The 25,351-nt window shown below is 58.0% G+C and carries 21 protein-coding genes and 1 riboswitch; of the genes, 14 read left to right on the top strand and 7 right to left on the bottom strand.

The annotated features are described in order from the left end of the window. Positions 1 to 442 precede the first annotated feature (442 nt). Together dcd and ACN082_RS06155 are read left to right on the top strand one after the other, a co-directional pair. Positions 443 to 1,039: a dCTP deaminase gene (gene dcd / locus ACN082_RS06160; protein WP_419099977.1), complete on the top strand. Its 597-nt coding sequence runs from the start codon at positions 443 to 445 to the stop codon at positions 1,037 to 1,039. Positions 1,040 to 1,051: 12 nt separating this feature from the next. Further along, a complete protein-coding gene (locus ACN082_RS06155) occupies positions 1,052 to 2,206 on the top strand; it encodes a hypothetical protein (protein ID WP_419099976.1) in 1,155 nt (384 codons plus the stop codon). A gap of 118 nt (positions 2,207 to 2,324) precedes the next feature. On the opposite strand, the gene ACN082_RS06150 is transcribed toward ACN082_RS06155, so the two are convergent. Both ACN082_RS06150 and ACN082_RS06145 read right to left on the bottom strand, forming a co-directional pair. Then, positions 2,325 to 3,650 (bottom strand): MFS transporter, encoded by a 1,326-nt coding sequence (locus tag ACN082_RS06150; RefSeq protein WP_419099975.1) that lies wholly within the window; start codon positions 3,648 to 3,650, stop codon positions 2,325 to 2,327. Positions 3,651 to 3,774: 124 nt separating this feature from the next. Then, on the bottom strand, positions 3,775 to 4,044 hold the full coding sequence (locus ACN082_RS06145) for a DUF4235 domain-containing protein (protein WP_419099974.1): 270 nt from the start codon (positions 4,042 to 4,044) through the stop codon (positions 3,775 to 3,777). A 279-nt stretch (positions 4,045 to 4,323) separates the two neighbouring features. Here ACN082_RS06145 and ACN082_RS06140 point away from each other — a divergent pair, with 279 nt between their 5' ends. The 5 genes from ACN082_RS06140 to ACN082_RS06120 all read left to right on the top strand — a co-directional run bounded on the left by ACN082_RS06140 (position 4,324) and on the right by ACN082_RS06120 (position 9,167). Next, entirely contained in the window at positions 4,324 to 4,692 is a 369-nt protein-coding gene (locus tag ACN082_RS06140) for a thiol-disulfide oxidoreductase DCC family protein (RefSeq protein WP_419099973.1), read from the top strand. Between the two features lie 352 nt (positions 4,693 to 5,044). Then, positions 5,045 to 5,147, top strand: a riboswitch (TPP riboswitch). Between the two features lie 55 nt (positions 5,148 to 5,202). After that, on the top strand, positions 5,203 to 5,829 hold the full coding sequence (locus ACN082_RS06135; RefSeq protein WP_419099972.1) for an ECF transporter S component: 627 nt from the start codon (positions 5,203 to 5,205) through the stop codon (positions 5,827 to 5,829). 4 nt (positions 5,830 to 5,833) lie between these two features. Next, a complete protein-coding gene (locus ACN082_RS06130) occupies positions 5,834 to 7,444 on the top strand; it encodes an ABC transporter ATP-binding protein (protein WP_419099971.1) in 1,611 nt (536 codons plus the stop codon). Beyond that, positions 7,434 to 8,234, top strand: coding sequence for an energy-coupling factor transporter transmembrane component T family protein (locus ACN082_RS06125; protein ID WP_419099970.1), 801 nt, complete (start codon positions 7,434 to 7,436; stop codon positions 8,232 to 8,234). Before ACN082_RS06130 ends, ACN082_RS06125 begins: the two co-directional genes overlap by 11 nt. A gap of 51 nt (positions 8,235 to 8,285) precedes the next feature. Continuing rightward, positions 8,286 to 9,167: an aminotransferase class IV gene (locus ACN082_RS06120; protein WP_419099969.1), complete on the top strand. Its 882-nt coding sequence runs from the start codon at positions 8,286 to 8,288 to the stop codon at positions 9,165 to 9,167. Between the two features lie 48 nt (positions 9,168 to 9,215). Here ACN082_RS06120 and ACN082_RS06115 read toward each other — a convergent pair whose 3' ends face one another. Together ACN082_RS06115 and ACN082_RS06110 are read right to left on the bottom strand one after the other, a co-directional pair. Next, entirely contained in the window at positions 9,216 to 10,436 is a 1,221-nt protein-coding gene (locus ACN082_RS06115) for a multidrug effflux MFS transporter (RefSeq protein WP_419099968.1), read from the bottom strand. Positions 10,437 to 10,449: 13 nt separating this feature from the next. Further along, a complete protein-coding gene (locus ACN082_RS06110; RefSeq protein ID WP_419099967.1) occupies positions 10,450 to 11,097 on the bottom strand; it encodes a hypothetical protein in 648 nt (215 codons plus the stop codon). A gap of 127 nt (positions 11,098 to 11,224) precedes the next feature. On the opposite strand from ACN082_RS06110, the gene ACN082_RS06105 reads away from it, so the two are divergent. From ACN082_RS06105 to ACN082_RS06080, 6 genes are all read left to right on the top strand, one after another. Then, on the top strand, positions 11,225 to 13,966 hold the full coding sequence (locus ACN082_RS06105; RefSeq protein WP_419099966.1) for a DEAD/DEAH box helicase: 2,742 nt from the start codon (positions 11,225 to 11,227) through the stop codon (positions 13,964 to 13,966). A 94-nt stretch (positions 13,967 to 14,060) separates the two neighbouring features. Beyond that, the gene (locus ACN082_RS06100) at positions 14,061 to 14,783 is read left to right on the top strand and encodes a hypothetical protein (protein ID WP_419099965.1); all 723 of its coding nucleotides are present in this window, start codon (positions 14,061 to 14,063) and stop codon (positions 14,781 to 14,783) included. A gap of 757 nt (positions 14,784 to 15,540) precedes the next feature. Then, positions 15,541 to 17,388, top strand: coding sequence for a molecular chaperone DnaK (gene dnaK / locus ACN082_RS06095; RefSeq protein WP_419099964.1), 1,848 nt, complete (start codon positions 15,541 to 15,543; stop codon positions 17,386 to 17,388). 2 nt (positions 17,389 to 17,390) lie between these two features. Further along, complete coding sequence (locus ACN082_RS06090) at positions 17,391 to 17,984, top strand: nucleotide exchange factor GrpE (protein WP_419099963.1); 594 nt, start codon at positions 17,391 to 17,393, stop codon at positions 17,982 to 17,984. Between the two features lie 185 nt (positions 17,985 to 18,169). Further along, positions 18,170 to 19,186, top strand: a complete 1,017-nt coding sequence (locus ACN082_RS06085) for a DnaJ C-terminal domain-containing protein (RefSeq protein ID WP_419099962.1) — start codon at positions 18,170 to 18,172, stop codon at positions 19,184 to 19,186. Positions 19,187 to 19,188: 2 nt separating this feature from the next. Next, positions 19,189 to 19,614 carry a heat shock protein transcriptional repressor HspR gene (locus tag ACN082_RS06080; protein ID WP_419099961.1) on the top strand — a complete coding sequence of 142 codons (426 nt, stop codon included), beginning with the start codon at positions 19,189 to 19,191 and terminating at the stop codon, positions 19,612 to 19,614. 105 nt (positions 19,615 to 19,719) lie between these two features. On the opposite strand, the gene trmB is transcribed toward ACN082_RS06080, so the two are convergent. Together trmB and ACN082_RS06070 are read right to left on the bottom strand one after the other, a co-directional pair. Next, positions 19,720 to 20,541: a tRNA (guanosine(46)-N7)-methyltransferase TrmB gene (gene trmB, locus ACN082_RS06075; RefSeq protein WP_419099960.1), complete on the bottom strand. Its 822-nt coding sequence runs from the start codon at positions 20,539 to 20,541 to the stop codon at positions 19,720 to 19,722. A gap of 96 nt (positions 20,542 to 20,637) precedes the next feature. After that, positions 20,638 to 22,320 (bottom strand): alanine/glycine:cation symporter family protein, encoded by a 1,683-nt coding sequence (locus ACN082_RS06070; protein WP_419099959.1) that lies wholly within the window; start codon positions 22,318 to 22,320, stop codon positions 20,638 to 20,640. A 224-nt stretch (positions 22,321 to 22,544) separates the two neighbouring features. Here ACN082_RS06070 and ACN082_RS06065 point away from each other — a divergent pair, with 224 nt between their 5' ends. Further along, entirely contained in the window at positions 22,545 to 24,002 is a 1,458-nt protein-coding gene (locus ACN082_RS06065) for an amino acid permease (RefSeq protein ID WP_419099958.1), read from the top strand. Positions 24,003 to 24,083: 81 nt separating this feature from the next. On the opposite strand, the gene ACN082_RS06060 is transcribed toward ACN082_RS06065, so the two are convergent. Continuing rightward, positions 24,084 to 25,307 carry an MFS transporter gene (locus tag ACN082_RS06060; RefSeq protein ID WP_419099957.1) on the bottom strand — a complete coding sequence of 408 codons (1,224 nt, stop codon included), beginning with the start codon at positions 25,305 to 25,307 and terminating at the stop codon, positions 24,084 to 24,086. Positions 25,308 to 25,351: the final 44 nt, after the last annotated feature.

The raw sequence follows: 25,351 nt of genomic DNA, 5'->3' as shown, positions 1-25,351 counted from the left end.
TCGTTTACTTTTAGCCTACGCGCAGGAGCGCCCCGGTAAAAGGGTGGGGCTCGCCACCTGAGGGCAGTTTAGTGAGCATCATGTTTACCAAGTGGCTCGGGGCTGGCTTTGAAGGGAGGGTGGGTATGGTGTCTGCCTATTGGCTCGGGGCTGGCTTTGAAGGGAGGGTGGGTATGGTGTCTGCCTATTGGCTCGGGGCTGGCTTTGAAGGGAGGGTGGGTATGGTGTCTGCCTATTGGCTCGGGGTTAGCTTTGAAGGGAGGGTGGGTATGGTGTCTGCCAACTGGCTCGGGGCTGGCGTTAAGGGAGGTTGGCAGGCACCATGCCTACCCGGTGGCCTGGTGGCCTGGCGGCCTGGTGGCCCGGTGGACTCACGCAACCTTTCGATACCTGTACCTTGTTGGAGAGCTCATTGAGCACCTGTGTGCGGTATTTTGGAAGTGTGCTATTTTCTGATCAGGATATCCGCAAAGAAATTCAGGCGGGGCGTATAGCCCTTGAACCTTACGATGAGTCAATGATTCAACCTGCCTCGGTTGATGTTCGTATTGACCGCTTTTTCAGGCTTTTTGATAACCATAAGTACCCCTATATTGACCCTAGCCAACCTCAAGAAGACTTGACCCGACTGGTAGAGGTTGCCCCCGACGAACCTTTCGTTTTGCACCCCGGCGAGTTTGTGCTGGGCGCAACCTACGAGAAGGTTACCCTGCCCGATGACGTGGCGGCCCGTTTGGAGGGTAAGTCGTCCCTGGGGCGTCTGGGCCTTTTGACTCACTCTACGGCGGGTTTTATTGACCCTGGTTTTTCGGGGCATGTGACCCTTGAACTGTCAAATATGGCTACCCTGCCGATTATGCTCTGGCCTGGTTCTAAGGTGGGCCAGCTGTGTTTCTTTAAGCTGACTAGCCCCACTGAGCATGCTTATGGTTCGGGCGCTTATGGGAACCGGTATCAGGGGCAGCGTGGGCCTACTGCTTCACGGAGTTATATGAACTTTCACCGCACTACTATTCCTCTTGCCCCTGACCAGAGCTAGCGGAGGTTTTATATGCGCGGTTTGCTGATTCGTCCTGCCGGTGTTCCGGTCTTGATTTGCTTTGAGGATCCTAACCCTCAGCTCTGGGACGGTGCGTGTGAGGCCTGGGCTTCTCTGGAGCCTGAGCAGATTGAGGACGGTATCGCCCAGGTCATTGATGGTATCCGTCTGGTGGTCTTGAGCCCTCGATCGGATAGTGAGGTTCAGGCGGATTATGCGAGGGCTCTAGAGGTGAGTGTTATTAATTCGCGCAATCTTGCCTGGGCCGCTGAAACGCTGACTGTGCAGGTCACGATGCACCTGCTCAAAGCTTATGCGGGGCGTAAGCATTTGCTTCATGCTGCTGCCTTGGCTAGCCCTAAGACCGGGCAGACGGTGGCTCTGGTGGCGGCATCAGGGACAGGTAAGACGACCGCCGCACGCTTTTTGGGGCGCCATTTTACCTATTTGAGTGATGAGACAGCGGTTATTGATGTCGGTACTTTGCGGGTTAGCCCTTACCCTAAGCCGCTGTCGGTTATTGAGGAGGTGGGGCAGGCTAAGAAGCAGTATGACCCCGCTGAGCGCGGTTTGACGGTGGCTGAGCCGGACCAGGATTTTAGGCTTGGTTACTTGGTGATTCTGGATCGGGATAAAGCGGGTAAGGCGGTCCTGTCTTGGGAGCGGGTGCCTCTGGCTGAGGCGCTGTTTACTCTGGTGGAGCAGTCGTCTGGTGTTCAGAGAATGCCGCGGGGGTTGGCGCAGTTTGCGGATCTGGTGAATTCGGTGGGTGGCGCTATTCGGCTAACCTACAGTGAGATTACTGATACTCTGGTTTTCTTTCAGGATCTGCTTGCCGGTGAGCTGGATTTGGCTTCGCATCAGGCTGACTACACCTTTGTAGAAACCGGGCAGGCTGAGGTGAATTCGGTTTCTGGGGTCTGCTACCGGCGTGCACCGGGCACGAGTGGGCTTGAAACGGGGGAGGATTTCTTGGTGGCTTCTCAGGGCAAGCTCACCCGGACATCTCTGATTGGGTGGGATATCTGGGAGGCCTTGGCGCACCCCTTGAGCGCCGATGATTTACACGCTGTGATGGTGACTCTGTATGGCCCGGTGCCTCGCCCTGAGTTTGATAGGGCTCTTGAGCACCTGGTGGGTGCTGGAATTATTGAGCTGGTCGGTTGAATTTTTTTGGGCACTATACCGGGACCGGTATCTCAGGCTGTCTAGGGCCTAAAGTAGCCGGGGCTTGTTCTTCTGGGGGGCTAGCTCCGGCGCTGTTGTGAGCTTACCTTGCCTGGTCCTAGCTGTTAGCTGAGCTGGCTGATTTTCTGACTTTGGGATCTTTGATGGGGATGATCAGAAGCAGGCCTACAAAGAGGACGAGGGTGATACCTAAAATGCCCCAGAGCTGGTTGCCGGTCAGGGTCACGCAGAGCCCGAAGAGACCCGGTGCCAGGAAGCTGGCGGCGCGTCCGGTGGTGGAGTAGAGGCCGTAAATCTCGCCTTCTTTGCCTTCCTCGGTGAGCCTGCCCAGGTAGGAGCGGGCGGCTGACTGGGCGGGTCCTACGAAGGCACAGAGGGTGAGCCCGCAGACCCAGAACATGGTGGTGGAGGGCCAGATGAGCAGGGGAAGGGAGACAGCGATGAGAGCGCTCAGAGAGAAAATGATGACCCGCTTGGGGCCGAGAGCGTCATCGAGGTAGCCCCCTAGCATAGCGCCAGCACCGGCGACAATGTTGCCGAAAATCGCGAAGATAATGACCTGGTTAGTGCTAAATCCGAAGGAGCCTGCTGCCAGGACACCACCGAAGGTAAAGATGCCGTTGAGGCCGTCACGGAAGACCGCTGAGGAGACCAGGAAGTAGAGGGTGGTGGGTGCTTCCTTGCGGAGCTTCTTGACCGTGGCAAAGAGCTCCTTGTAGGAGTCGAGAAGACTTGCCTTTTCCTGGGGTGCGCGTTCGGGTTTGGGCAGTGAACGGGCTTTGAGCATGAGCGGTAGGGAGAAGATAAGTGCCCAGGCCGCTGAGAAGAGCGCTACGGCACGAATGTTGTAGGCCTGGTCTGTGGGGATGCCCAGCAGGCCGGGGGTGACGAAACCTAGGAGTACGATGCCCAGGGCAACAATGCCACCGATATAGCCTGCGGCCCATCCTGAGCCACTAATTTTGCCGATGGTTGCTTTAGTAGAAATTGCTGGCAGGATGGCGTTGTAGTTGACCACCGCAAACTCGTTAACCAGGTTACCTAAGGAAAGTAAAGCAACGCCCAGTAAGAGATATTGGGGAGCGGGTGCGACGAAGAAGCAGAGGGCCATAATTGCCGCCAGGAGCATACTGTTGACGCCTAGCCACAGGGCTCGTCGGCCACTGGCGTCGGCTCGCTGGCCCGAAACCGGTGCCAAAAGAGCAATACAGAATCCAGCGATAGTTAGGCCGTAAGAGAGGACAGCGGAGCTGTGTTCCTTATCGCCAAAGCCGGTATTGCTGGTGAGGTAGACCGCGAAGACGAAGGTGGTCATAATCGCGTTGAAACTGGCGTTCCCAACGTCCCAGAGGGTCCAGGCGAAGACGGTGGAGCGGGGGGCTGGGGGCTTGGCTTCTAAGCTACCGGTGTGTGGTGAAGTCATGGGTCTATGATACTTGCCTCACCAGGTGCAACAGTGTTTTCTGTGGATGGTGGCGTAAAAAAGCCGGCCCTGCGGGGCGCAGAGCCGGTTTAAGAAGGCGGATAAAAAGTTGAGCTGGTCAGCCTTAGACTTCTGCCTGCCCGCCGTTTTTGAGCTTTGACTTGGTCTCAATCTTGTGCTGGGCACGGGTGATGGATACCTTGATGAGGGTGCCTACCAGGCCGGTGATCAGTGACCAGAGGATGATGTCGCGCCAGCGTTCTTCCTCATTGGGGTTGTTTTCTGGCGGTTCGTTGCCGGTGATGCGAACCCAGCTAGCGGCTAGTACCTTGTTGGCCAGGGCGATACCGCCTAGAGAGGCGGCCGAGCCTGCAATTTTTGTGAGGGGGTTCATGAGGGATCCCTTCTGTTGGTGTGGTGGGCCGGATGGCCCCTTGCCCTAAGACTATCAGTACTTATTGTTAGGGTGTGAGTTGCCCGCTAGGGTTGGGGTATAGGGCGGGCAAAGTGAGCGAGGTCTGCTCCTGATGACTGAAGAGCTTATCAGGGGCTTAGGTAGAGGTGTTCGGGTAAGGGGGGGGGGGGGGAAATCCTCACGGTGCTCCTGGTGGGGCCATGCCCTGTATTTTATGGATGTATGGCCTAGGCTGATAAACAAGATGGAGGTTTTTGGATGAAAGAATTGTTTATCTTTGATGGAAATTGTGGTTTTTGTACAAAAACCGTTGATTATCTTATTAAACTAGACAGAAATAAGCTGGTGGATTTTATTCCTTACCAGGTGTTTGAAAAATCTAGCGAGCAAGAATATGCATGTGATTTTAGTAAATCTATTGTTTACATAGAGAACCATCAGTATTTTACTGGGGCAAGGGGGTTTATGAAGTTTTTAGATAGAATTACCGGCCTGTCGCTGTTCTCAAGAATCTATAATTTTCCCTTGCTGGGTTCCTGCATGGAGGCCGTTTATAGACTTGTCGCTAAGAATAGGAGGTACCTTCCAGGAACTACCCCTTGGTGTGATAGGCAAAATAATTGCTAGCCCTAGAGTATCTAAAGAGTAGTTTTTATAGACACGAGTCTGATTATAAAAATAGAAACTCCCAGTTTCGGTCTTATTTTTTCACAATGCCTGGAATGAATGGATAGTAACCAGTGTTGTGCTGGGGGCCTTTATTCAGCCGCTGTAGTGGAATGTGGAGGGCGCGGCAGTTCACCTTCCTTACCGTCGATGGGTGGATCATGAGCCACCTCATGATTGCTGTAGCTTATGCACAAAGACACTAGGGAAGTCCCGCAGCCTGGATAACTGTTCATTTTTCGTGGGTATCCCGGCTTGCTCTATACTGGAAGGGTTCCATGCTTGGGACCCCGCTCTATGACCGGCGGGTAACCATAAACGACAGGGGAGCGCCAGACTGGCGCTGAGAGTGCACATGCAGACCCTCCAACCTGATCCGGTTAGTACCGGCGCTAGGGAGTCGAAGTAAATAGGCGTACCCAGGTGCGCCGGTGCATGCCCCCTTTGCTGTTCTCACCAAAGGAAGGCTTTATGTCCAAGAAATCCGCGCTCACCTGGCGCGTCAACGATATCGTCGTAGCATCGGTGCTGGCCGTAGCTTGCGCCCTGATCTTCTGGCTCTGGTCAAATTTTGGCTACTCCGCCATCACTACCACCCTAGCCCTGGCCCCTGAATACTCCCCCTTAGCCGGGGGTGTCTGGCTACTTGCGGGTCTGCTGGGTGCCCTGGTCATCCGCAAACCCGGTGCAGCCCTTTACACTGAGCTTCTGGCGGCAGTCATCGAGGCCCTCTTGGGCACCCACTACAACTTCACTGTAGTAATCTCTGGCCTAGTTCAGGGCCTGGGTGCTGAGCTGATATTCCTGATCTTCTTCTACAAGGTCTGGAACCTCGCCACCGCCATGCTGGCCGGTTTAGCCTCAGGTGCCGCTATGGGGATCTCAGAAATCATCATCTACTATGCCGGTGAGATGGTGGGTCAAAAAGCAGTCATCTATGTTCTGTGCTCTATGATCTCGGGCCTGGTTCTGGCCGGTCTGGTCTCCTGGTTGCTGGTGCGCGGTCTGGTCTCAACCGGCGCGCTAGATTCCCTGGCAGCAGGGCGGGCCGCTCGCAGGCCTTCCCGCCGGGGCGGACCAGCCAGCTCAAAGGGCTAGGGCGTTGACCGCAGAAGATCATCAGCTTGCGTCCCCCGGCCCAGAGTCAAGAGGCCGGGGGGCCCACTTCCGGGCCCGGGAGTTCGGGTGGCACTACCCGGGGCGGCCCAAGCCCACTTTCTCTAACTTGACCTTCGAGATTGAACCCGGTCAGAAGGTGCTCCTGGTGGGCCCCTCCGGTGCTGGTAAAACCACCCTGCTCCAGGCCTTAGGTGGCCTGCTAGAAGACGAAGACGGCCAATCCCAGTTGGGGGAGCTGTCCGTTAACGGCCTGACTCCCGCCCAATCACGCGGGACCTGCGGGCTCATGCAACAGGACCCGGAAAGCTCCGTGGTCCTAGCCAGGGTTGGTGATGACGTCGCTTTTGGCCCCGAGAATCTGTCCGTCCCCCGCACCCAGATCTGGGAGCGGGTCAAAAGCGCCCTCAAGGCCGTGGGTTTAGGCCACCTAGACTACAGCCGGTCAACATCGGCCCTTTCCGGCGGGCAGAAGCAACGGCTGGGGTTAGCCGGCATCCTAGCCATGAACCCAGGCGCCCTGCTGCTCGATGAGCCAACCGCCAACCTGGACCCCGCAGGCGTCATAGAGGTTCGAGACGCTGTGGTGGCAGCCTGCCAAGAGACAGGCTCAACCCTTGTTGTTATCGAACACCGCCTGGATATCTGGGCTCGGCACATGGACCGGATCATAGTGCTCGGTGCCAAGGGCGGTATCAGCCACGATGGTCCACCTGAACGCGTGCTCAGCCAGGCAGGCCAGGAACTCATTGATGCTGGTGTCTGGGTGCCAGGCTACCAGCCGCACCCACCGGCACCCACAAAGGACAGCCCTGCGCTGGGTCCACTTGTGCTAGAAGCCCGTGACTTGACCCTTACTCGCGCCTACCCCAGCCGTCGCCAGCTCAAGCACCGCGCTCGTGCCCTGGCATCGGGTCAAAAACCTACCCTAGACCTACCTGTAGTTGCTGAGGGTATCAACCTTCAGCTCTACGCTGGCAGTCACTTAGCCCTGCTAGGCCCCAACGGTTGTGGCAAATCAACCCTGGCTTTGACCCTGACCGGCCTGCTCTACCCGGTGGCCGGGCAGGTCATTGCCCACCCCCACCTGACCGGTGATCTGGCTGAGCGCTATCGGTCGGACATAGCCAGCTGGCCAGCAGCTGAACTGGCCGATCGAATTGGGTTGGTCTTCCAAGACCCAGAGCAACAGTTCATCGCACCCACTGTTAGAGCTGAACTGGAGTTTGGCCCCCGCCACCTGGCACGGGCCCGCAAGCAAAGCCTCGATGAAGCCTCCCTGGCCCAGGCTACCGACCAGCTCCTAGAACGCTTGAGGCTTACCCACCTGCAAGAGGCCAACCCCTTCACGCTCTCCGGTGGTGAAAAGCGCAGGCTCTCGGTGGCTACCGCGCTAGCGACCCAGCCTAAAATCCTGGTACTGGATGAGCCCACTTTCGGCCAGGACGCTCGAACCTGGAAGGAACTGGTCACCCTCATCCGAGAGCTGATCCAAGCAGGTACGGCAGTCATCTCTATCACTCACGATGCCGACTATGTTGCCGCCCTGGGCGGGGATACCTACAGCCTAGAAGGAGGGGGAAACCGTGGCCTATGATCCCTTTGCCGCCACCGCTGAGCGGCAAGGCGCCCTCGGTAGAATCAACGCCGGAGTCAAACTGGGGGCGACCTTCGCCCTGACCCTGGGGCTACTTTTAACTCAGGACTGGGTTACCTCCTTGACGGTGCTCTGTCTAGAGCTACTGGCCCTGCGATTGCTGGGACTTAGCCCCCTGGCACTCTTGGGTCGCTTTTGGCCCGTGCTCTTTGGCGCCCTGCTCTCGGGCTGGTCCACCTCCCTGCTAGCAGAAAAAACCGGCAGCACCCTGCTGCACTTTGGCCCTCTCTGGGTGAGCACCGGATCAGCGGCGGTAGGCATAGCCCTGATGCTTCGCGGGCTAGCTATGCTACTGCCCGGCATTTTCCTCATAGCAACCACCGACCCGACCGATATTGCAGACTCCCTAGCCCAGAGTCTCAAGCTACCGGCCAGGTTCGTGCTCGGTGCCCTGGCAGCCCTGCGGCTGGTGGGGTTGATGATGGCCGAATGGAATACCCTGGGGCAGGCTAGAAGGGCTAGAGGTTTGGGGTCCCAAGATACGCTCTGGCTTCGCGCTCGCACCCTGGGCGGGCAGACCTTCGCTCTGCTGGTGCAGGCCATCCGGCGCGGGAGCCGGTTAGCGACCACTATGGAGGCGCGTGGCTTTGGCCCGGGACCCCGCACCTGGGCGCGCGTGCCCAGCTACCGGTGGGCAGACCTCTGGTTCGCCCTGGGTACCCTTGGGCTATTGGTCTGCGGCTATCTTTTGGCCGCTTACACCGGGAACCTGACCTGGGTCTGGCAGTAAGCCAGCTATCTCGCTCTTACTGGGGGCCTGGTCAGGAGTAGGCTTAAGACTATGACTCATACAACCGTAGTAATGCTGACCCAGCAGAACCCCGCAGGGGAGCTGGTTGATGCCTCCACACCGCTGATTAATATTGAAGACCAGGGCCTCACTCGCGGCGACGGTGTCTTTGAAACCATGCTGGCTGCCAACCGCAAGGTGCGTAAGTTCGAGGCCCATCTGAGCCGTTTGACCGGATCAGCCCGAATCCTTGATTTGCCTCTGCCGGAGGAAGAGAAACTGCGCTCTGCGGTGCAACTGGCCGTTGATTCTGCTCTTGCCGGCCCCCAGACGGTACTGGGCGAAGAGCACACCGTCAAAATCATTATTTCGCGGGGAACCCCGGAAGAGGGTGCTCATACCTGGGTGACAGTAGCCCCCTCCTCACCTACCATTGTTCGCCAGCGCCAGGAGGGCGTGCGGGCCATGTTGCTACCGCGCGGCCACGACCCCGCCGAGGACTCTGCCTACCCCTGGCTTCTAGCTGGGGCTAAGACCCTCTCCTATGCTGTGAACATGTCGGTCTTGCGCTATGTGGGTAAGCACGGTGCAGATGATGCTATCTGGGTGACCGATGACCGCCGTATCTTGGAGGGCGCTACCTCCTCTGTCATTGTTGCCAAGCGAAGTGGTGACCAGCGGGTGCTCTATACCCCTGAGCCTGCCCACGGCATCCTACCCGGTACTACCCAGGGGGCAATTTTTAAGGGGGCCCGTCAAGCTGGCTGGGAGCTGGGTTATGGCCCTCTTTACCCCCAAGACCTGCTCGAAGCGGATGCTGTGTGGCTGGCTTCCTCGGTGCGTCTGCTGGCGCCGGTGACCCACCTGAACGGTACGCCCTTAGCGCTGGATTCTGCCCTGACTGATGAGTTGATGGGTTACTTGGCAGGCTAACCGACAGCGTCCAATACTAGAGAGCGCGGCACTCCGGGGAAGGAGAACCTAGTTCTTAGCTTCCCGGGGTGTTCTCATCAGAGCCAGAACCGCCAACAGCGCGAAGCCGAACATGGTCACAGCCATGGGCAGGTAAGCCTGGCTACCGCCTAGGGCTACGAGCGGAGACGCTAAAGCACCCATGAGGGCCTGAGTTGTTCCCAGTAGAGCGGACCCTGCACCAGCTTCTTGCCGGACTTGGCTGAGCGCTAGAGCCGAAGCGTTACCCAGGACTAAGCCCAGGGAGCTGGTAAAAGTAAAGAGCAGAATCAGGGTCGGTAGCAGTGAGGCTCCCGCTAAAAAGTGCACCGTAAGTAAGGCTGAGGAAGCAAGCAGAGACCAGGCACCCCAGGTCAGCAACCTAACCGGGGCAAAATGGCTCACCAGGCGGGCATTAAGGCTAGAGACCAGAACAATACCCAGAGAGTTAAAACCAAAGACGTAGGTGAAATGAACCGCATCTAGCCCTAGCACCTTTTGTAGCAGGTAGGAGGAGCCAGAAATATAGGCAAAGAGCGCGCCGAAGGCTAGGACCATAGTCAGCATAAAGCCCCGGTAAGAGGGATTTTGGGCTACTTCAATCACGCCCCTGTAGGTGGAGGCTAGGCTGCCGCGACGTCGGCGTTCTAGGGGCAGGGATTCCTTGATAAAGGTAAGAACCAGGATCATGGACAGGGTGATGATCAGAGCCAGGAGCTTAAAAATATCTTGCCAACTACCGTAACTAAGAACTATTCCCCCGAGGATGGGTGCTAGCACCGGGGCTAGGCCGTTAATCATCATCATAATGCTCATCAGGCGAGCTGTTTCTTTGCCCCTGGTGCTATCGGTGACGATAGCTCGTGAAAGTACCAGGCCGATAGAACCTGCGAACCCCATGAAGAACCTGGCTAAAATCAGGGCCTGAATAGTGGGCGCGAAGGCGCAGGCAAGGGTAGCTAGCGCACAGCAGAAAACACCGATGCGCAGAGGCAGTAATCTGCCTGTTTTGTCTGAGAGCGGGCCCACCAAAAACTGGCCACTACCCATGCCCAGCATGAAAGAAGTTAAGGTGAACTGGGTCAGCGCTGCACTGCTAGAAAATTCTTCTGCAATGGTCGGTAGGGCTGCCAGGTACATGTCGATAGCCAGAGGACCTACGGCGGTTAGGGAAGCAAGAGTGAAGATGGCGATCAGCGGGAGCCCTGCTGAGGGGCTATCTGCCTGTAGGTGGGCTTGTTTGGGGGTCATGCTTCCTCTTTGCTTATCGGGTGGTCTCGGGCCAAGCATATTCTACGGTGTGGGGGCCCTCAGTTGGGCGGTAGGTGACCTGTACCGCATGGTAGATGTGGCGGTAGTGGCTATAGAGGGCTTCTTCCTGCAGGGCCCACCTGTCCCAGTAGGGGCGGTAGGTGTCACCGTCACGGATCAGAGCGCGGTCTTTGCGAGTGAGGGTATCTAGCTCTATGAGGACTCCCAGGTCGTGGGTACCGCAGAGCGCGCCAACCCCTTCGGCCAGGACAATACTGCCGGCCGGTGCCTGGGCTGGGGTAAAAATGTGCGGGCCGGTTGCTTGCCCGCTCTGCCAGTCCCAGCCGTACCAGAGGGGAGTGGGCCCTGGGTCAGTGCCGTCCCCGGTCAGGCTGAGCGCTAATTCCTGCCAGGTCTGCACAGCCTGAGCTAGGCCGTCCCACCCCTGGTAGAGGTCCTCGAGGTGGAAGAGCTCAACGGTGGTTCCGGCGGTTGCCAGAATATCTTGTATCTGGCGGGCCAGGGTAGTTTTGCCTGAGCCGCTCCGCCCGTCGATAGCTACCAGGTAGGGGCCTTGAGCCAGTTTGCCCAGCTGGGTGGCCTGCGCGTGGGCCTCCAGCATGAAGCTACCTAAATCATTGGCGCTGGTGAATGTGGGCACAAAGGTTTCCTTTCCTTTTGCTCCAGGCTATCGCACGGTGCCGGTCTGCTGGGCCATAATGGGACTCAGAGCACCTATCCCCGGCCCTTCACGCTCTGGGGCAAGGCATAACTTTTAAGGAGACCCCATGACAGCTGATCTTTTGCGCCAGGCAGAGATACTTCAGGGCTATGCCCAGCGTAGCCGCCAGGCCTTGGACGAGCTGAGCCAGCCAACCGCACCGCGTTTTAGCTTGCCCGAGGGCTATAGCGGGTCCCTTTACCGGTTTGCGCCGCTCTCGCCCCAGAGTATTGTGGGGTTGAGTTCCTGGCTTCACCAGCAGTTTTGGCGTCAGCAGAGCCCCGCGACCCTGGATGATTTGCGTGCTTTAGCCGCTGCCGATGCTGGGCTGGCCCAGATGACCGCAGATATTCAGGCCGCTTCCGGCGGTCTGGTCAGTAAGCTCTTCGGTGGCGGTGAGAAGAAACGGCGCGCTGAGGCCGCTACCGCCGCTCTCTCCGAACGCGTAGTCAGTACCTCATCGGCTGTGAGCAGGCTCCAGCCCCTCTTTGAGCAGCTAGCCCAGCTCGATACCATCAGCCCCGAAGTTGCCCTAGCCGAGAACAAGCTGGGCCTCAGGGACGTAGCTGCCCGTGCTGTTGCCCGTTTTGCGGGTGAGCAGTGGGAAAACCCTGTCTTTGAAGAAGTACCTGTAGAGGCCCATGCCGCCTACCTGGCCATCTGGCAGGCCATTAACACTCCCGAACGTGCTCAGCTGATGACCGGCATGGGAAGGGATATGCAGGCCCTCAAAGCAGAACGTGCCCAGCTGACTCTGGCCGATATGCCCGTAGATAAGCTCCGGGATATTACCAGTGGAACTGTGCGCACCGCGCCACTCACCCAAGCCGGCATCACTACCGTCGCCCAGGTTCTCTCCCAAGGTTCACCTGCCGCCCTCACCCGAATCCCCGGGGTAGGGGAAACCACCGCCGCCCAAATCTACGCGGCCGCCACCCGCCTGCTCGACGAAGCCGCAGGCCAAGAAAAAGAAAACCTGGGCCAAACCCGCACCCCGGCCGCCGAGCGCATCCTCATCGGCCTCGACCGTCTGCGCGTCATTGACTCCACTATCGGCGACAGCGACCTGCTGGATCGCTTGAGCAGCTATGCGCCCCTCCTCACTCAGCCCGTGCCCACCACCGGCCCCCTCTTCATCGCTGTGGGCGATGATCCCACCGACTACCAGCAACTCCTCACCGACCTAGAATGGTGCCGCACCCATGCGCCCCTGAACGTACCTGCGGCCACCTGGCTCACCGCCGACCAAGCCTGGGCAGGCTACCTAGCTGATCCTGCCGCCCACCAGGCCCTCCTTGCCCACTACCTGGGTAACGAAACCATCGGCGACGCCTATCTGCCCGCTGAAGTCTTCGAACGCATCCGCAAATTCCCCCTCGACCTTACCGGCCTTAAGGCCACCCTCCGCGGCTACCAAAACTACGGCACTAAATTCATGCTGGCCCAAAAGAAAATTATCCTGGGTGACGAAATGGGCCTCGGTAAAACCATGCAAACTCTTGCCGCCCTCACCCACCTGGCCAATAAGGGCAAAACTCACTTCATCGTGGTCTGCCCCGCCTCTCTCGTCATCAACTGGGAGCGCGAAACCCAAAAATTCACCGCCATTAGTACCTACCTGGCCCACGGCGACAGCCGCGAAGAAGCCCTCTCCAACTGGAAAGCTAAAGGCGGCCTGCTGATTACCACCTACGACGGTGCCCGCCTCTACTCCGACGGCACCTGGCGCGCCGACGCCGTGGTAGCCGACGAAGCCCACCTCATCAAAAACAAGGATGCCCAGCGCTCACAGGCAGTATCCGCCCTGGTGCGCAGTGCCGAATACGCCGTCCTCCTCTCCGGTACCCCCATGGAAAACAAGGTCAGTGAGTTCGTCACCCTGGTGGACTACCTGCAACCCCAGCTGGTAGCCGAAGCCGGCATGGACAGCCTCCTAGCCAGCGAATTCCGGGCCCGCATTGCCCCCGCCTACCTACGACGCAACCAAAAAGACGTGCTCTCCGAACTACCGGATATGACCGAGCACCGCGACTGGCTCGAACTCACCCCCGGTGACACCGATGCCTACCGCCAGGCCGTAGCCGATGGAAACTTCTCCCTTATGCGCCGCGCCGCCTGGTCCGCCGATGAATCCGCCAAACTCACGCGCCTGCTCGAAATCGTAGAAGAAGCCACCGCCGCCGACCGCAAGGTCCTGGTCTTCTCCTTCTTCCTGAGCGTGCTCTCCCGTCTCGAAGCCGCCCTTGGTGACAAGGTTGTCGGCCTTATTACCGGCGCTATGCCTCCCACCGACCGCCAAGATACCGTTGACGGCCTAGCCACCGCGCCCTCCGGCTCCGTCCTACTGGCCCAAATTACCGCTGCCGGTGCTGGACTGAACATTCAAAGCGCATCTATTGTGGTGCTGGCTGAACCCCAGTTCAAACCCACTATTGAAGCTCAGGCTATTGCCCGAGCTCACCGTATGGGCCAAACCCACACCGTGGATGTCTTCCGCCTGCTCGGCGCAGATACCGTGGACGAACGCATGATTGACTTGCTGGGTATCAAATCCCAGCTCTTTGACGAATACGCCCGCATCTCGGCGGCCAAGGACTCAGCCGCCGAGTCCGTGGATATTTCAGACTCCAAGATGGCCTCGCAAATTATTGCCGAAGAGCGTGCACGCCTGGGTTTGGAATCCAACCGATCACTGGAGGATGACCAGGGAACCCAAGATGATCCGAGAACCCAAGCTGACCTAGGAGGAGAGGATAACCGGCCCCTGGAAGTGCCTGTTGATGACCAGGCTAGTCAGAGCGATAAGTAATATTGTTCTCCAGCCGGAAGAGAAGATGATAGTTTTACAGGGACGTTCTAGGTCATCTCAGATGCCCTGGTTATAAGAAGAGAGAAGGCAAGCTGTGTCTCAAAATCCCTATAATCCCCAGTCTCCGCAGAACCCGCAGAACCCGCAGAACCCCGACCATCCTGAAAATACTCCTGGGCTTGAGCAGACTAATACTCCTCATTCTGAGCAGGGAGTTACCCCTGGCCAGGAGCCCCTGGCTGATGGGCGGGCAGATTTGCCCCAGCACGAGAGTAATCTGCCTCCTGCGCCGGCTCAGCCTGGAGCGGGGGAGCCTGCCCCGAAGAGTAAAAAAGGCTTGATGATTGGTCTTCTGCTGGTCCTGGGCGTGGTCATTGCTGTTGCGAGTAGTTTCTTTCTGCTGTCTGGCCCAAAAACCAAGACCTATGAGGACCTTACTCAGGGCATGACAGAAATAGGTAAAGAGAAAGGGATGGAGTTCTGCGCTGACTATCAGGACACTGTGCTCAATGACGCTAAGCCCCTGGATCAGGTTGAAGATATTCCCGATGACACTCAGGTCTTTTTCTGCTCCTCGGTGGATATGACTAGCTTGGAGACCCTGATGTCTGCTGATATGTCTCAGAATCCTAAAATGATGGTGGGGCTCTTCTCGGCGAGTGAATTTACCAGAGAAGATTTTGGTGACCTAGGGGAATTAGAAGATGGGCAATGGTCTTTGGCCGATGATCACTGGGGTGTGTTCTCTAATGTAGATGATGCTAAGGAGCTGGCTCAAAAAACTCTGGGTGGAAACCTGGTTGAGAGCAAAGAGTAAAAAGCTCCTTTTGGCGGCGTTGTAGGCGCCTGTCGCTGAGAGTTTTCGATGGCTTGTGTATAATACACAGGTACACACACTTGATGGGTGCTCTTGAGAGGTTGTCTAGCTTCCGGTTCATACAGCAGTGAGCTGTTGAGTATCCATACGCCAGTTTCTTGAGTTCTTTCGAGATGACGAAAGCCCCGTAGGCCACACACCTACGGGGCTTTTGCGTTGCCCAGAAAGATGCTAGGTAACTCACACACACTTAGAATCGGACAAGCAGGTTAGCGCCCAAAGAGCTTGGCGAAGAAGCCACCGCTTGGTACAGCTACCGCTTTCTCTGCTTCAGTATGCTTGCCATTGCACCATTGTCCAGGAGGGACTGAAGCCTTCACGGTATCTATATGCTGACCACAGCCAGCCCAAGTGGTCTTAGAACACAGCTTGCAGTTAACAGGACGGCACATTATTTTCTCCTAAAGCGAGGAATCTTTCACAAATAATTATACCCCCAGGGGTATTGAATCAAGTAACGGGGTGCTGGGGTCGTGAAGCCTGTAGAGGTGAGAAGTGGGTGTTTTGCCTGGGGTGGCCTGACCGTCCGCTGCAGATGAATAAATTTATTGCAAAAAAGTTGAGTCTTTTACACTCAACTCTCTTGACTTCTGTTTCAAATCTGTCAGACTAGAGAGTGAGCCAAACGGATTGAGCCTATTTGACTCAAGATGTTTGCAAGACTTTCAAGTAACCCAACTCAATAGGAGAACACATCATGGCACGTGCAGTAGGCATTGACCTCGGTACCACCAACTCAGTTGTATCAGTCCTCGAAGGCGGCGAGCCCGTCGTTATCGCAAACGCCGAGGGCGCCCGCACCACCCCCTCCGTCGTTGCCTTCAGCAAGGACGGCGAAGTCCTGGTAGGCGACGTCGCCAAGCGTCAAGCAGTTACCAACGTTGACCGCACCATCGCATCCGTCAAGCGTCATATGGGCACCACCTGGACCCAGGAGATCGACGGCAAGCCCTACACCGCTCAGGAAATCTCAGCTCGTACCCTCATGAAGCTCAAGGGTGACGCGGAGGCCTACCTGAACGATAAGGTCACCGACGCAGTTATTACCGTTCCCGCCTACTTCAACGACGCTGAGCGTCAGGCCACCAAGGAAGCCGGTGAAATCGCAGGCCTCAACGTCCTGCGTATCGTCAACGAACCCACTGCCGCAGCACTCGCCTACGGCCTGGACAAGGGCAACGAAGACGAACTGATCCTGGTATTCGACCTCGGTGGCGGTACCTTCGACGTCTCTCTGCTCGAAGTTGGTAAGGACGAAGACGGCTTCTCCACCATCCAGGTTCGCGCAACCTCGGGCGATAACCGCCTGGGTGGCGACGACTGGGACCAGCGCATCGTTGACTGGCTCCTGGAACAGGTCAAGTCCAAGACCGGCGCCGACCTGTCCAAGGACAAGATCGCTCTCCAGCGTCTGCGCGAGGCCGCTGAGCAGGCCAAGAAGGAACTCTCTTCTGCAACCTCCACCAACATCTCCCTGCAGTACCTCTCCGTTACCCCCGAGGGCCCCATCCACCTGGACGAGAAGCTGACCCGCGCCAAGTTCCAGGACATGACCAGCGACCTGATCGAGCGCACCAAGAAGCCCTTCAACGACGTTATCGCTGAGGCAGACGTCAAGGTTTCGGACATCGCTCACATCGTTCTGGTCGGTGGCTCAACCCGTATGCCCGCAGTAACCGAGGTAGTCAAGGAACTCTCCGGTGGCCGCGAACCCAACAAGGGTGTTAACCCCGATGAGGTTGTCGCCATGGGTGCAGCCCTGCAGGCCGGTGTGCTGAAGGGTGAGCGCAAGGACGTTCTGCTGATTGACGTCACCCCCCTCTCCCTGGGTATCGAGACCAAGGGCGGCGTGATGACCAAGCTGATTGAGCGCAACACCGCGATACCCACCAAGCGCTCTGAAACCTTCACCACCGCTGAGGACAACCAGCCCTCCGTATCGATTCAGGTCTTCCAGGGTGAGCGCGAGTTCACCCGCGACAACAAGAACCTGGGCACCTTCGAACTGACCGGTATCGCCCCCGCTCCTCGTGGCGTACCCCAGATCGAGGTCACCTTCGACATCGACGCTAACGGCATCGTTCACGTCTCCGCTAAGGACAAGGGCACCGGCAAGGAGCAGTCCATGACCATCACCGGCGGTACCTCACTCTCCAAGGACGACATCGACCGCATGGTCAAGGACGCCGAGGCTCACGCAGAGCAGGACAAGGCACGCCGCGAGGCCGCCGAGACCCGCAACGCCGCCGAGAACTCCGCTTACTCCATCGAGAAGCTCATCAAGGAAAACGGCGACAAGCTGCCCGAGGATGTCAAGACCGAGGTTCAAGCTGACGTTGACGCCCTGAAGGCCGCCCTTGAAGGTGAAGACGACGAAGCCGTCAAGACCGCCTTCGAGAAGCTGCAGGCTTCACAGACCAAGCTGGGTGAAGCTCTCTACGCCCAGGCTCAGGCTGATGCCGCCGCCGGCGAGGGGGAACAGGCTGAAGACGATGACGTTGTCGATGCCGAAGTAATCGATGAAGACGACGAGAAGAAGAACTAATCATGGCTGAGAACACCCAAGAGCCCACAGAACCCCAGGGCGGTGACCCCTTGGAAGAAGCCTTCCAGGCACCTGCTGCTGAGGGCCACCCTGAGCCCGACGGTGTTTCCGCTCAGGCTGCGGCAGGCGAAGAGTCTGCCGCCGCCGAAGCGGAATCAGAAGCTGAGGTTAGCCCCGATGCGGCCCTAGCGGCTGAGCGTTTGGAAGACCTGCTTCGCCTCAAGGCTGAGTTCACCAACTTCAAGAACCGCACGGCCAAGGAGAAGGAACAGCTCCGCGACTTCGTGGTTGCTGACCTAGTTTCTGCGCTGCTGCCGGTGATTGACGATATTGATGCCGCCCGCAAACACGGCGACCTGGAAGATGGCCCCTTTGCCGCTATCGCAACCAAGCTGGAAGAGACCCTCACTAAGCAAGGTTTAGAGCGCTTTGGCGAGGTAGGGGAGCCTTTCGATCCGCAGGTCCACGAGGCTGTTTTGCAGCAACCGACCAGCGAGGTTGAACCGGATGCAGTCTGCATGGTCCTGCGTAATGGCTACCGGGTCAAGGACCGCCTGGTCCGCACCGCCCAGGTAGCTGTGGCAGTGGCCGAATAAAACAGACAAGGGGCGGGCGCCCGGCCTGATAGATCAGGTTGGGTGCCCGCCTTTTACACCAGGCAGGGAACCAGAATACTGGGTTGCCCCTACCTGCACACATGAAGAGGGGTTTGCCGTGAGCAAGACCCCAAGATAATAAGCACAGCATAAAAGACTTAAGATCTACCTCGGAAGGAGAGGCAATGGCGAGCGAAAACTGGCTCCATCAAGATTTTTATAAGGTACTGGGCGTAGCTGAGTCTGCCTCCGAGGCAGACATCAAGAAGGCCTACCGCAAGCTAGCCCGCAAGTACCACCCCGACCAGAACCCAGGGGACACGGCCGCAGAAAAGAAGTTCAAAGAGGTCTCCGAAGCCTACGACGTCCTCTCAGATGCCAAGCAAAAAGAAGAATACGACCAGATCCGCAAGTACGGAGCTGCAGGCTTCGCAGGGGCTGGTGGTGGTTTCCCCGGGGGTTTTCCCGCAGGCGCCGCAGGCGCAGGTGGCTTTCCTGGAAGCGCCGGTGGCTTTCCCGCAGGCGCAGGTGGCTTTCATACCTCCTCCGGCGGCGCCAACATTAATATTGAGGACCTACTTGGGGGCATGTTCGGTGGCGGCGGTTTCGGTGCCAGCAGCGGGGGCGGCTTCCCCGGCGGCTTCTCCGCTCCGGCTCCCAAGGGCGAGGATGCCACCACTAGCGTCCGCATTTCTCTGAAACAGGCCTACCAGGGCGGTGAAGTATCGGTCTTCCGCCCCGGAGGCTCCCAAACCACGGTCCGTCTGCCCCGCGGAGTTAAGGACGGCCAGAAAGTCCGCCTGCGCGGCAAAGGCCACCCCGGTCACGGGGGAGCGGGCGACCTCATCGTTACGGTGAGAGTCGATGCCCACCCCGTTTTTGAACGCCAGGGTGATCATCTGCTGGTCAAGGTTCCTGTCAGCCTGCAAGAAGCCTTGCACGGTGGTGTTATTGAAGCGCCCACCCTCGATGGTTCTACCGTCAAACTCCGCTTGGCTGCCGGCTCACCAGCCGGCCGGAAACTGCGGGCCAAGGGGCGGGGCTTCGTCACCAAGAAGGGTAGCGGCGACCTACTGGTCATTCCCGAGGTTCAGGTACCTACCGACCTGAGCCAGGAGGCCTCTGATGCCTTGGATAACTTCCTGGCGCTGGCACCACAGGTTAACCTACGGGCTGAGCTTTTGCGGAAGGCGGCTGAGTAACCATGGAACTTGAATCTGACCGGCCGGTCTTTGTGATTTCTGTGGCCGCAGAGTTGGCGGGTATGCACCCCCAGACTCTGCGCCAGTATGACCGCATGGGGCTGGTTCAGCCCTCACGAGCTCCGGGCCGGGCTCGCCGCTACTCGGAGCGGGATGTGCTCAAGCTCCAAGAGATTCAGGAGCTTTCCCAGTCCGGTGTCTCCCTCGAGGGGATTAAACGTATCATGCAGTTGGAGAACCGGGTAGAGGCCCTCAAGGCCCGTAACGCGGAGCTGTTGCGTGAAAATGAGGTCCTACGCCACCGCCTACAGGAGGGCGCTCGTGTGTTTGCCGCCGGGACGTCTGGCGGTGCGGTGCACCTGGCGCGCGGACAGCGTCCGGCGCCCCGCCCCAAGTCCCAGGCCGTGGTGCTCTACCGCCCCCGTTAATCTCTTCTTGCCTAACCCCCCGTCCTTTCTCTCTTGTGCCCGGTTCTAAACACCGGGGCTAAGAGAGAAAGGACGGGGGTATCAAAAAGTAGAGGATGCCGAGCTTTAGCGGCGGATATAGGTCAGGTCGTGGGCGCGGCGGCCAGCCTCACCGGCCTTACGCTCAAAGGAAGTCACCACACGGCCCTCCCAGCGGGGAGCCCAACCGCCAACGGGGTCATCCTCACTGGTGTTCTCACCGGCGTGAGCGTTCACAAAGTCGGGGTGGGCATCGAGAACTTCACGCATAACCAGGGCGTATTCTTCCCAGTCGGTTGCCAGTCGCCAGGTACCGCCGGGCTTGAGCACGCGGGCTACCTTATCGGCAAAAGCCGGGGAGACCAGGCGACGCTTGTGGTGGCGAGCCTTATGCCAGGGATCGGGGAAGAAAACCCACAGCTCATCGACAGAGTTCTCTTCAAGCAGGTTATCGAGTAGCTCTGGGGCGTTAGCCTGCGCTACACGCACATTCTCTACCCCGGCCTGGCCCATCTTGAGCAGCAGGTCGGCAATGCCGGGGGTGTAAACCTCAACAGCTAGGAAATTGGCTTCGGGGACCTGACTTGCCCGGTGGACAATGGCCTCACCCAGGCCAGAGCCGATTTCAAGGACCAGGGGCGCACCGGCGCGGCCGTAGAGCTCTTCCGGGTTAAAGACGGCACCCTCGGCAACTGAGGTGTCACCAATATTGCGGGGGAGGTCCAGCAGGTGGGTGGGGGCGTAAGCATCCCAGGCTTTCTGGCGGCGGGCGGTCAGGCGGTCACCGCGACGAACAAAAGAGTAGGGCTGACGGTGGAACTTCTCGGGCACCGGAGCGTTTAAATCTTCCCCGGCAGCGGTGCGTGCTGCCTTCTGCTCGAGGTCTTGCTTCTGCTTATTGGTTTCCATAACTCTCCTTGCGAGGTTGAAAGGGTAGCCGGTGCTCGCGGAAACTCTAAGCGCCACCGGTAGCTAAGGCACCCATTATAGACCCCGCCCCCCTAATTAGGATTGAGGGGGCTCTGCTGCCCTGGGATCGGTGGGGGAGCCAAAGGTGGGTTTGGCCTGCTGGATAATCGGCAGAGAACCAGTGACCAGGGGGATGCTCCCGGTATGCACCTGCTCAACGGACACATCGTAGACCTTGGAATCTTCCTTGGTCATAAGGTCTTCCTCAATCATCTTCTGAGTGATTACTTTGAGGCGGGTGGTGTCGGGGTGCTCTAGGGCGGGTTCGCTTTGGCTGAGGTCTACCTCGTGGTCAATCTGGGCATCCAAGCCACCGGGTAGGCCGTACATGAAGCCGTCAATAGTATCGACCGTGGCAACAAAGTTGGGGTCGTGGGTCAGGTACTTCTTGGTTTCACGGGCGACCAGGCCTGAGAGCAGGATGAGGCCAATGAGGTTGGGGATAGCCATCAGGCCGTTCATGATATCGGAGAAAGTAAAAACTACAGACAGGGGAGCGACTGCGCCCAGCCCGCACATGAGGGCAAAGACCATGCGGTAGCCAGTAATGGCTCGTTTACCGCCGCCCAGGGACTCAAGGGCGCGCTCACCGTAGTAGGACCAGCCCAGCACGGTTGAATACCCCAAAAGCACCAGGCAGAGGGTTACCACATAGCCGCCCCAGGGCCCAGGAATACCGGAGGAAAATGCTTGGGCGGTGGCAGTAGCCGGTTCGGAGTTAGTCCAGGTGCCCGTGGTCAGCAGAATGAAACCGGCCATGGAAATCACCACAAGGGTATCCACGAAAGTCTGGGTCATGGAGGCCAGGCCCTGGCGCACAGGGTGCGACGTCGTGGCAACTGAAGCGGGGATAGAGGCGGTACCCATCCCTGACTCGTTAGAGAAGAGGGAACGTTGGGCACCGACCTGTAGGGCAAAAATCATTCCTGCACCGACCGCCCCGCCCAGGGCTCCTTGCCCGGTGAAAGCTCCCCGCAGAATCATGGCAAAGGCCTCCGGGATCATAGCGGCATTACGTGCCACAATGTAGCCACCGAAGCCTAGATAAAGCAGAATCATCAGGGGAACACAAAAAGCGGCAATCTTCGAGACTGTCTTAATGCCACCCAAAAGAGCCAAGGCAGTTAGGAGGGCAAGGACAAGGGCGGTAGCCCAGGATGGTACCCCTAAGGAGTGCTCCAGGTTAGCGGAGATAGCATTGGATTGGGTCATGTTACCAATGCCAAAGCAGGCGAAAACACAGCAGATAGCAAACATTGTTGCCAGGAACTTGCCAAAGCGGTTAGGGATGCCTCGTTGCAGGTAGGCTTGGGGGCCTCCTGTCAGTTCCCCCATCTTGTCACGGTGACGGAAACGGACACCCAAAAAACATTCTGAGTATTTAGAGGCCATGCCGATAATAGCGGTAACCCACATCCAAAAGAGCGCCCCGGGGCCACCGATACTCAGGGAGAGAGCGACACCCACAATGTTGCCGGTACCCACCGTTGCCCCCAGGGCCGTGCTCATAGCCTGGAAGGATGAAATGTCACCTTTTGCGCCCTCCTGCCTGGCTCGGCGACCAAACTGCAGGCTCATTGCCTTGGTAAAAAGTCTGATTTGAATTAGGCCCAGGCGGACAGTCAGAAAAATGCCGGTGCCCACGAGAAGCGGTAGCAAAAGCCAGGGACCCCAAATGATACGGCTGGTTTCATCGAGTACCTGCTGGAGAGCGTCCACGCGATTTTTCCCATCTAAATTATGTTTTTTGGAGTGAGCGAACTTTCATCAATTTATCATGAATCCTGCCTACTACCCGGTACTGAAAGATATGAGGAGCAAGAGGGCTTAGACTTGACCATAACCACTTAGTCTTATGAGCCTGATCATCCCTCCCAGGGACCCACTGGCCCCGGATGAAGAGGGCAAAAGCAGGCAGGACACAACAACATCAGGGGGTGCTTATGGCAACAACCGAGAACACACCGGGCCTAGAAGAAAAGGAAGGCCTGCAACGCGGGCTTTCCAACCGGCATATTCAGCTCATCGCTATCGGTGGAGCGATTGGTACCGGCCTCTTCATGGGCTCCGGCAAAACGATTTCACTGGCTGGCCCATCCTTGCTTCTGGTCTACGCGATTATTGGGGTCGTCATTTTCTTGGTTCTGCGGGCCATGGGAGAGCTACTCCTCTCTAACCTGAGCTATAAAACCTTCAACGATTTCATCACCGATATCCTGGGGCCCAGTGCTGGCTTTCTCATGGGCTGGTCCTACTGGTTTACCTGGGTTGTCATCGGCGTTGCAGATATTATCGCCATTACCGGCTATGTCCACTTTTGGTGGCCTGATTTACCCGCCTGGATTCCCGCTGTCTGCTTGATTGGCTTGCTCCTTACCTTGAACCTGCCCAGCGTCAAGAACTTTGGCGAAATCGAGTTCTGGTTCGCTTTGATCAAAATTGTTGCCATCGTCCTTCTTATCATCGTGGGAGCGATTATGGTAATTGCCGGCTTTACCTCACCCAGCGGACAGCGGGCATCGGTGGAAAACCTCTGGAATGACGGCGGTTTCTTCCCCATGGGCGCCAGCGGCTTCTTCGCGGCCTTCCAGATCGGTATTTTCGCTTTCCTGGGTGCCGAGCTCATAGGCACTACAGCTGCCGAAACCAAGAACCCCACTGTGACCCTTCCCCGCGCTATCAACGCGGTGCCTCTTCGTATTATCGTCTTCTACGTTTTGACCTTGGCAGTTATTCTGATGGTCACACCCTGGCGCACTATTGACCCTGAGCAGAGCCCCTTCGTTGAAATGTTCACCCTGGCAGGGCTAGCTATTGCCGCACACCTGATTAATTTTGTGGTGCTGACCAGCGCTACCTCATCGGCCAACTCAGGTATTTTCTCTACCTCCCGCCTGATTTTCGGTCTGGCTCAGACCGGTAGCGCCCCGGCTATCTTTGGCCGCCTCTCCAAGAACGGTGTACCGCGCAATGGCCTTTTCCTCACCACGGTGCTACTCTTCTCAGGCATTATCCTGCTCTACTCGGGAGACTCCTTAATTGAGGCCTTTACACTGGTGACCACCGTGGCCTCGGTACTCACCGTAGTAACCTGGTCTCTGATTATGGTCAGCTACATTAAGTACCGTAAGACCCGCCCCGAACTGCACGAGTCATCTGTCTATAAGCTCCCCGGCGGCATCTACACCTGCTACCTTGTTCTGGCTTTCTTCGTGGGTGTTATTGTCCTGCTCTTTAGCTATGAAGACACCCGCCAGGCCCTGATTGCTATGCCTTTCTGGTACGCCTTGCTTGCCCTTGGCTGGTTCTTCATTCACCGTAACAACCAGGGAACAACTCTGAAAGCCCGTGCCCGCCAGAAGGCGCTGGAGCACCAGGAACATGACTCATCAGCTCAATAGGCCCTAGAGGGTAAGTTGCTGAGGCCCGCTACCGGTACACCCGGTGGCGGGCCTTTGCCCTAGCTGATGGCATACAAGTTCTTATCCCGCAGTGTCTGCCCCTTGAGAGGGGAGATAGAGCGCAGAGAGCAGACAGCAGAAGAAAACCATGGCGGTACAGCTCAGCGCCAGCCCTTCCCAGCCTGCATGGGGCAGAAGTAGCCCTGCCCCCCAACCGATAAGAGCTGAACCCCCGTAGTAGAAGGAGTTATAGAGCGCAGTCGCCTGCGATTTTGCAGGGCCAGCCAGCGCACCTGCCCAGCCGGAGGCAAGCGCGTGAGCGGCAAAGAAAGCCGCAGTCAGTAGCGCTAGGCCAGCTATGACCAGTGGCAGGTGGCGGGCCAGGGTGAGTAGGATTCCTCCAGCCATGAGCAGACAGGCCGCCAGGAAAACCCGTTTGAGCCCTCCGCGCTGGGCCAGCTTACCGCCAAACCCCGACGAAACTGTACCCAGCAGGTAGATCAGAAAGATAAAAGAGAGCAGGAGCGGTGAGAGGTGGTAGGGAGCGGCCTGGAGCTTGAAGCCGATGTAGTTGTAGATGCTGACGAAGGCACCCATGAGGGCAAACCCTGCGGTGAAGAGGGTTACTTCTTGACGGTTGCGCAGCAGTGCCCCCACTTTTGCCCAGGAGCTGTCAGCGTAGGGGGCAGAGGCTGCAGTTCTTTGGCAGGGACGGTCATGTGAGGCAGGCATGAGCACGATAAAGATTAGCGCGGCCATGAAGCCGGTGAAGGAGACCGAGAACATAGCTACCCGCCAGCTTAACAGTTCGGTCAGTGCCCCGGAGAGTAATCTACCGATGAGCCCGCCCACGCTGGTTCCTGAGATATAAAGCCCGGCGGCCGCAGCCCGGACCGAAATATGGGCTTCTGTCACAATGACGGCTACCGCCAGCCCCGCAACACCGCCCAGAAAGGCCCCTTCGAATGTTCGAAGAACAAGGAGCAGAGGGTAGAGCTGGATCCAGGGGGTTATGAGCCCCAGAAGGGTTGCCCCGCACAGAGCTAGGGTCATGGTGCGAACCCGCCCCCAACGGTCAGCTAATGCCGCCCACAGGAGGGTGCAGAGGGCAAGACCTGCGGTGGAGCAGGAGATGGTGAGAGCGGCGCGGTCCGCTGAGATAGCCAGGTCGCGGGCTATCTGGGGAATCAGTGGTTGGGGGGAATAGAGCTGGGCAAAGGTTGCGACCCCCGCAGCAAAGAGGGCTGTGAGCAGCCGCCGGTATTCACGGCTTCCGCCCCGGTAGCCTTCAAAGGTGTAGGTCAAGGTCTTCCTCCGGGCCTTGGTGACAGGTGGCACATCTAACCTTA

The sequence above is a fragment of the Rothia sp. CCM 9417 genome (genome assembly GCF_048513575.1).
Classification (GTDB): domain Bacteria; phylum Actinomycetota; class Actinomycetes; order Actinomycetales; family Micrococcaceae; genus Rothia.
This window is presented reverse-complemented; position numbering and strand designations above follow the sequence as displayed.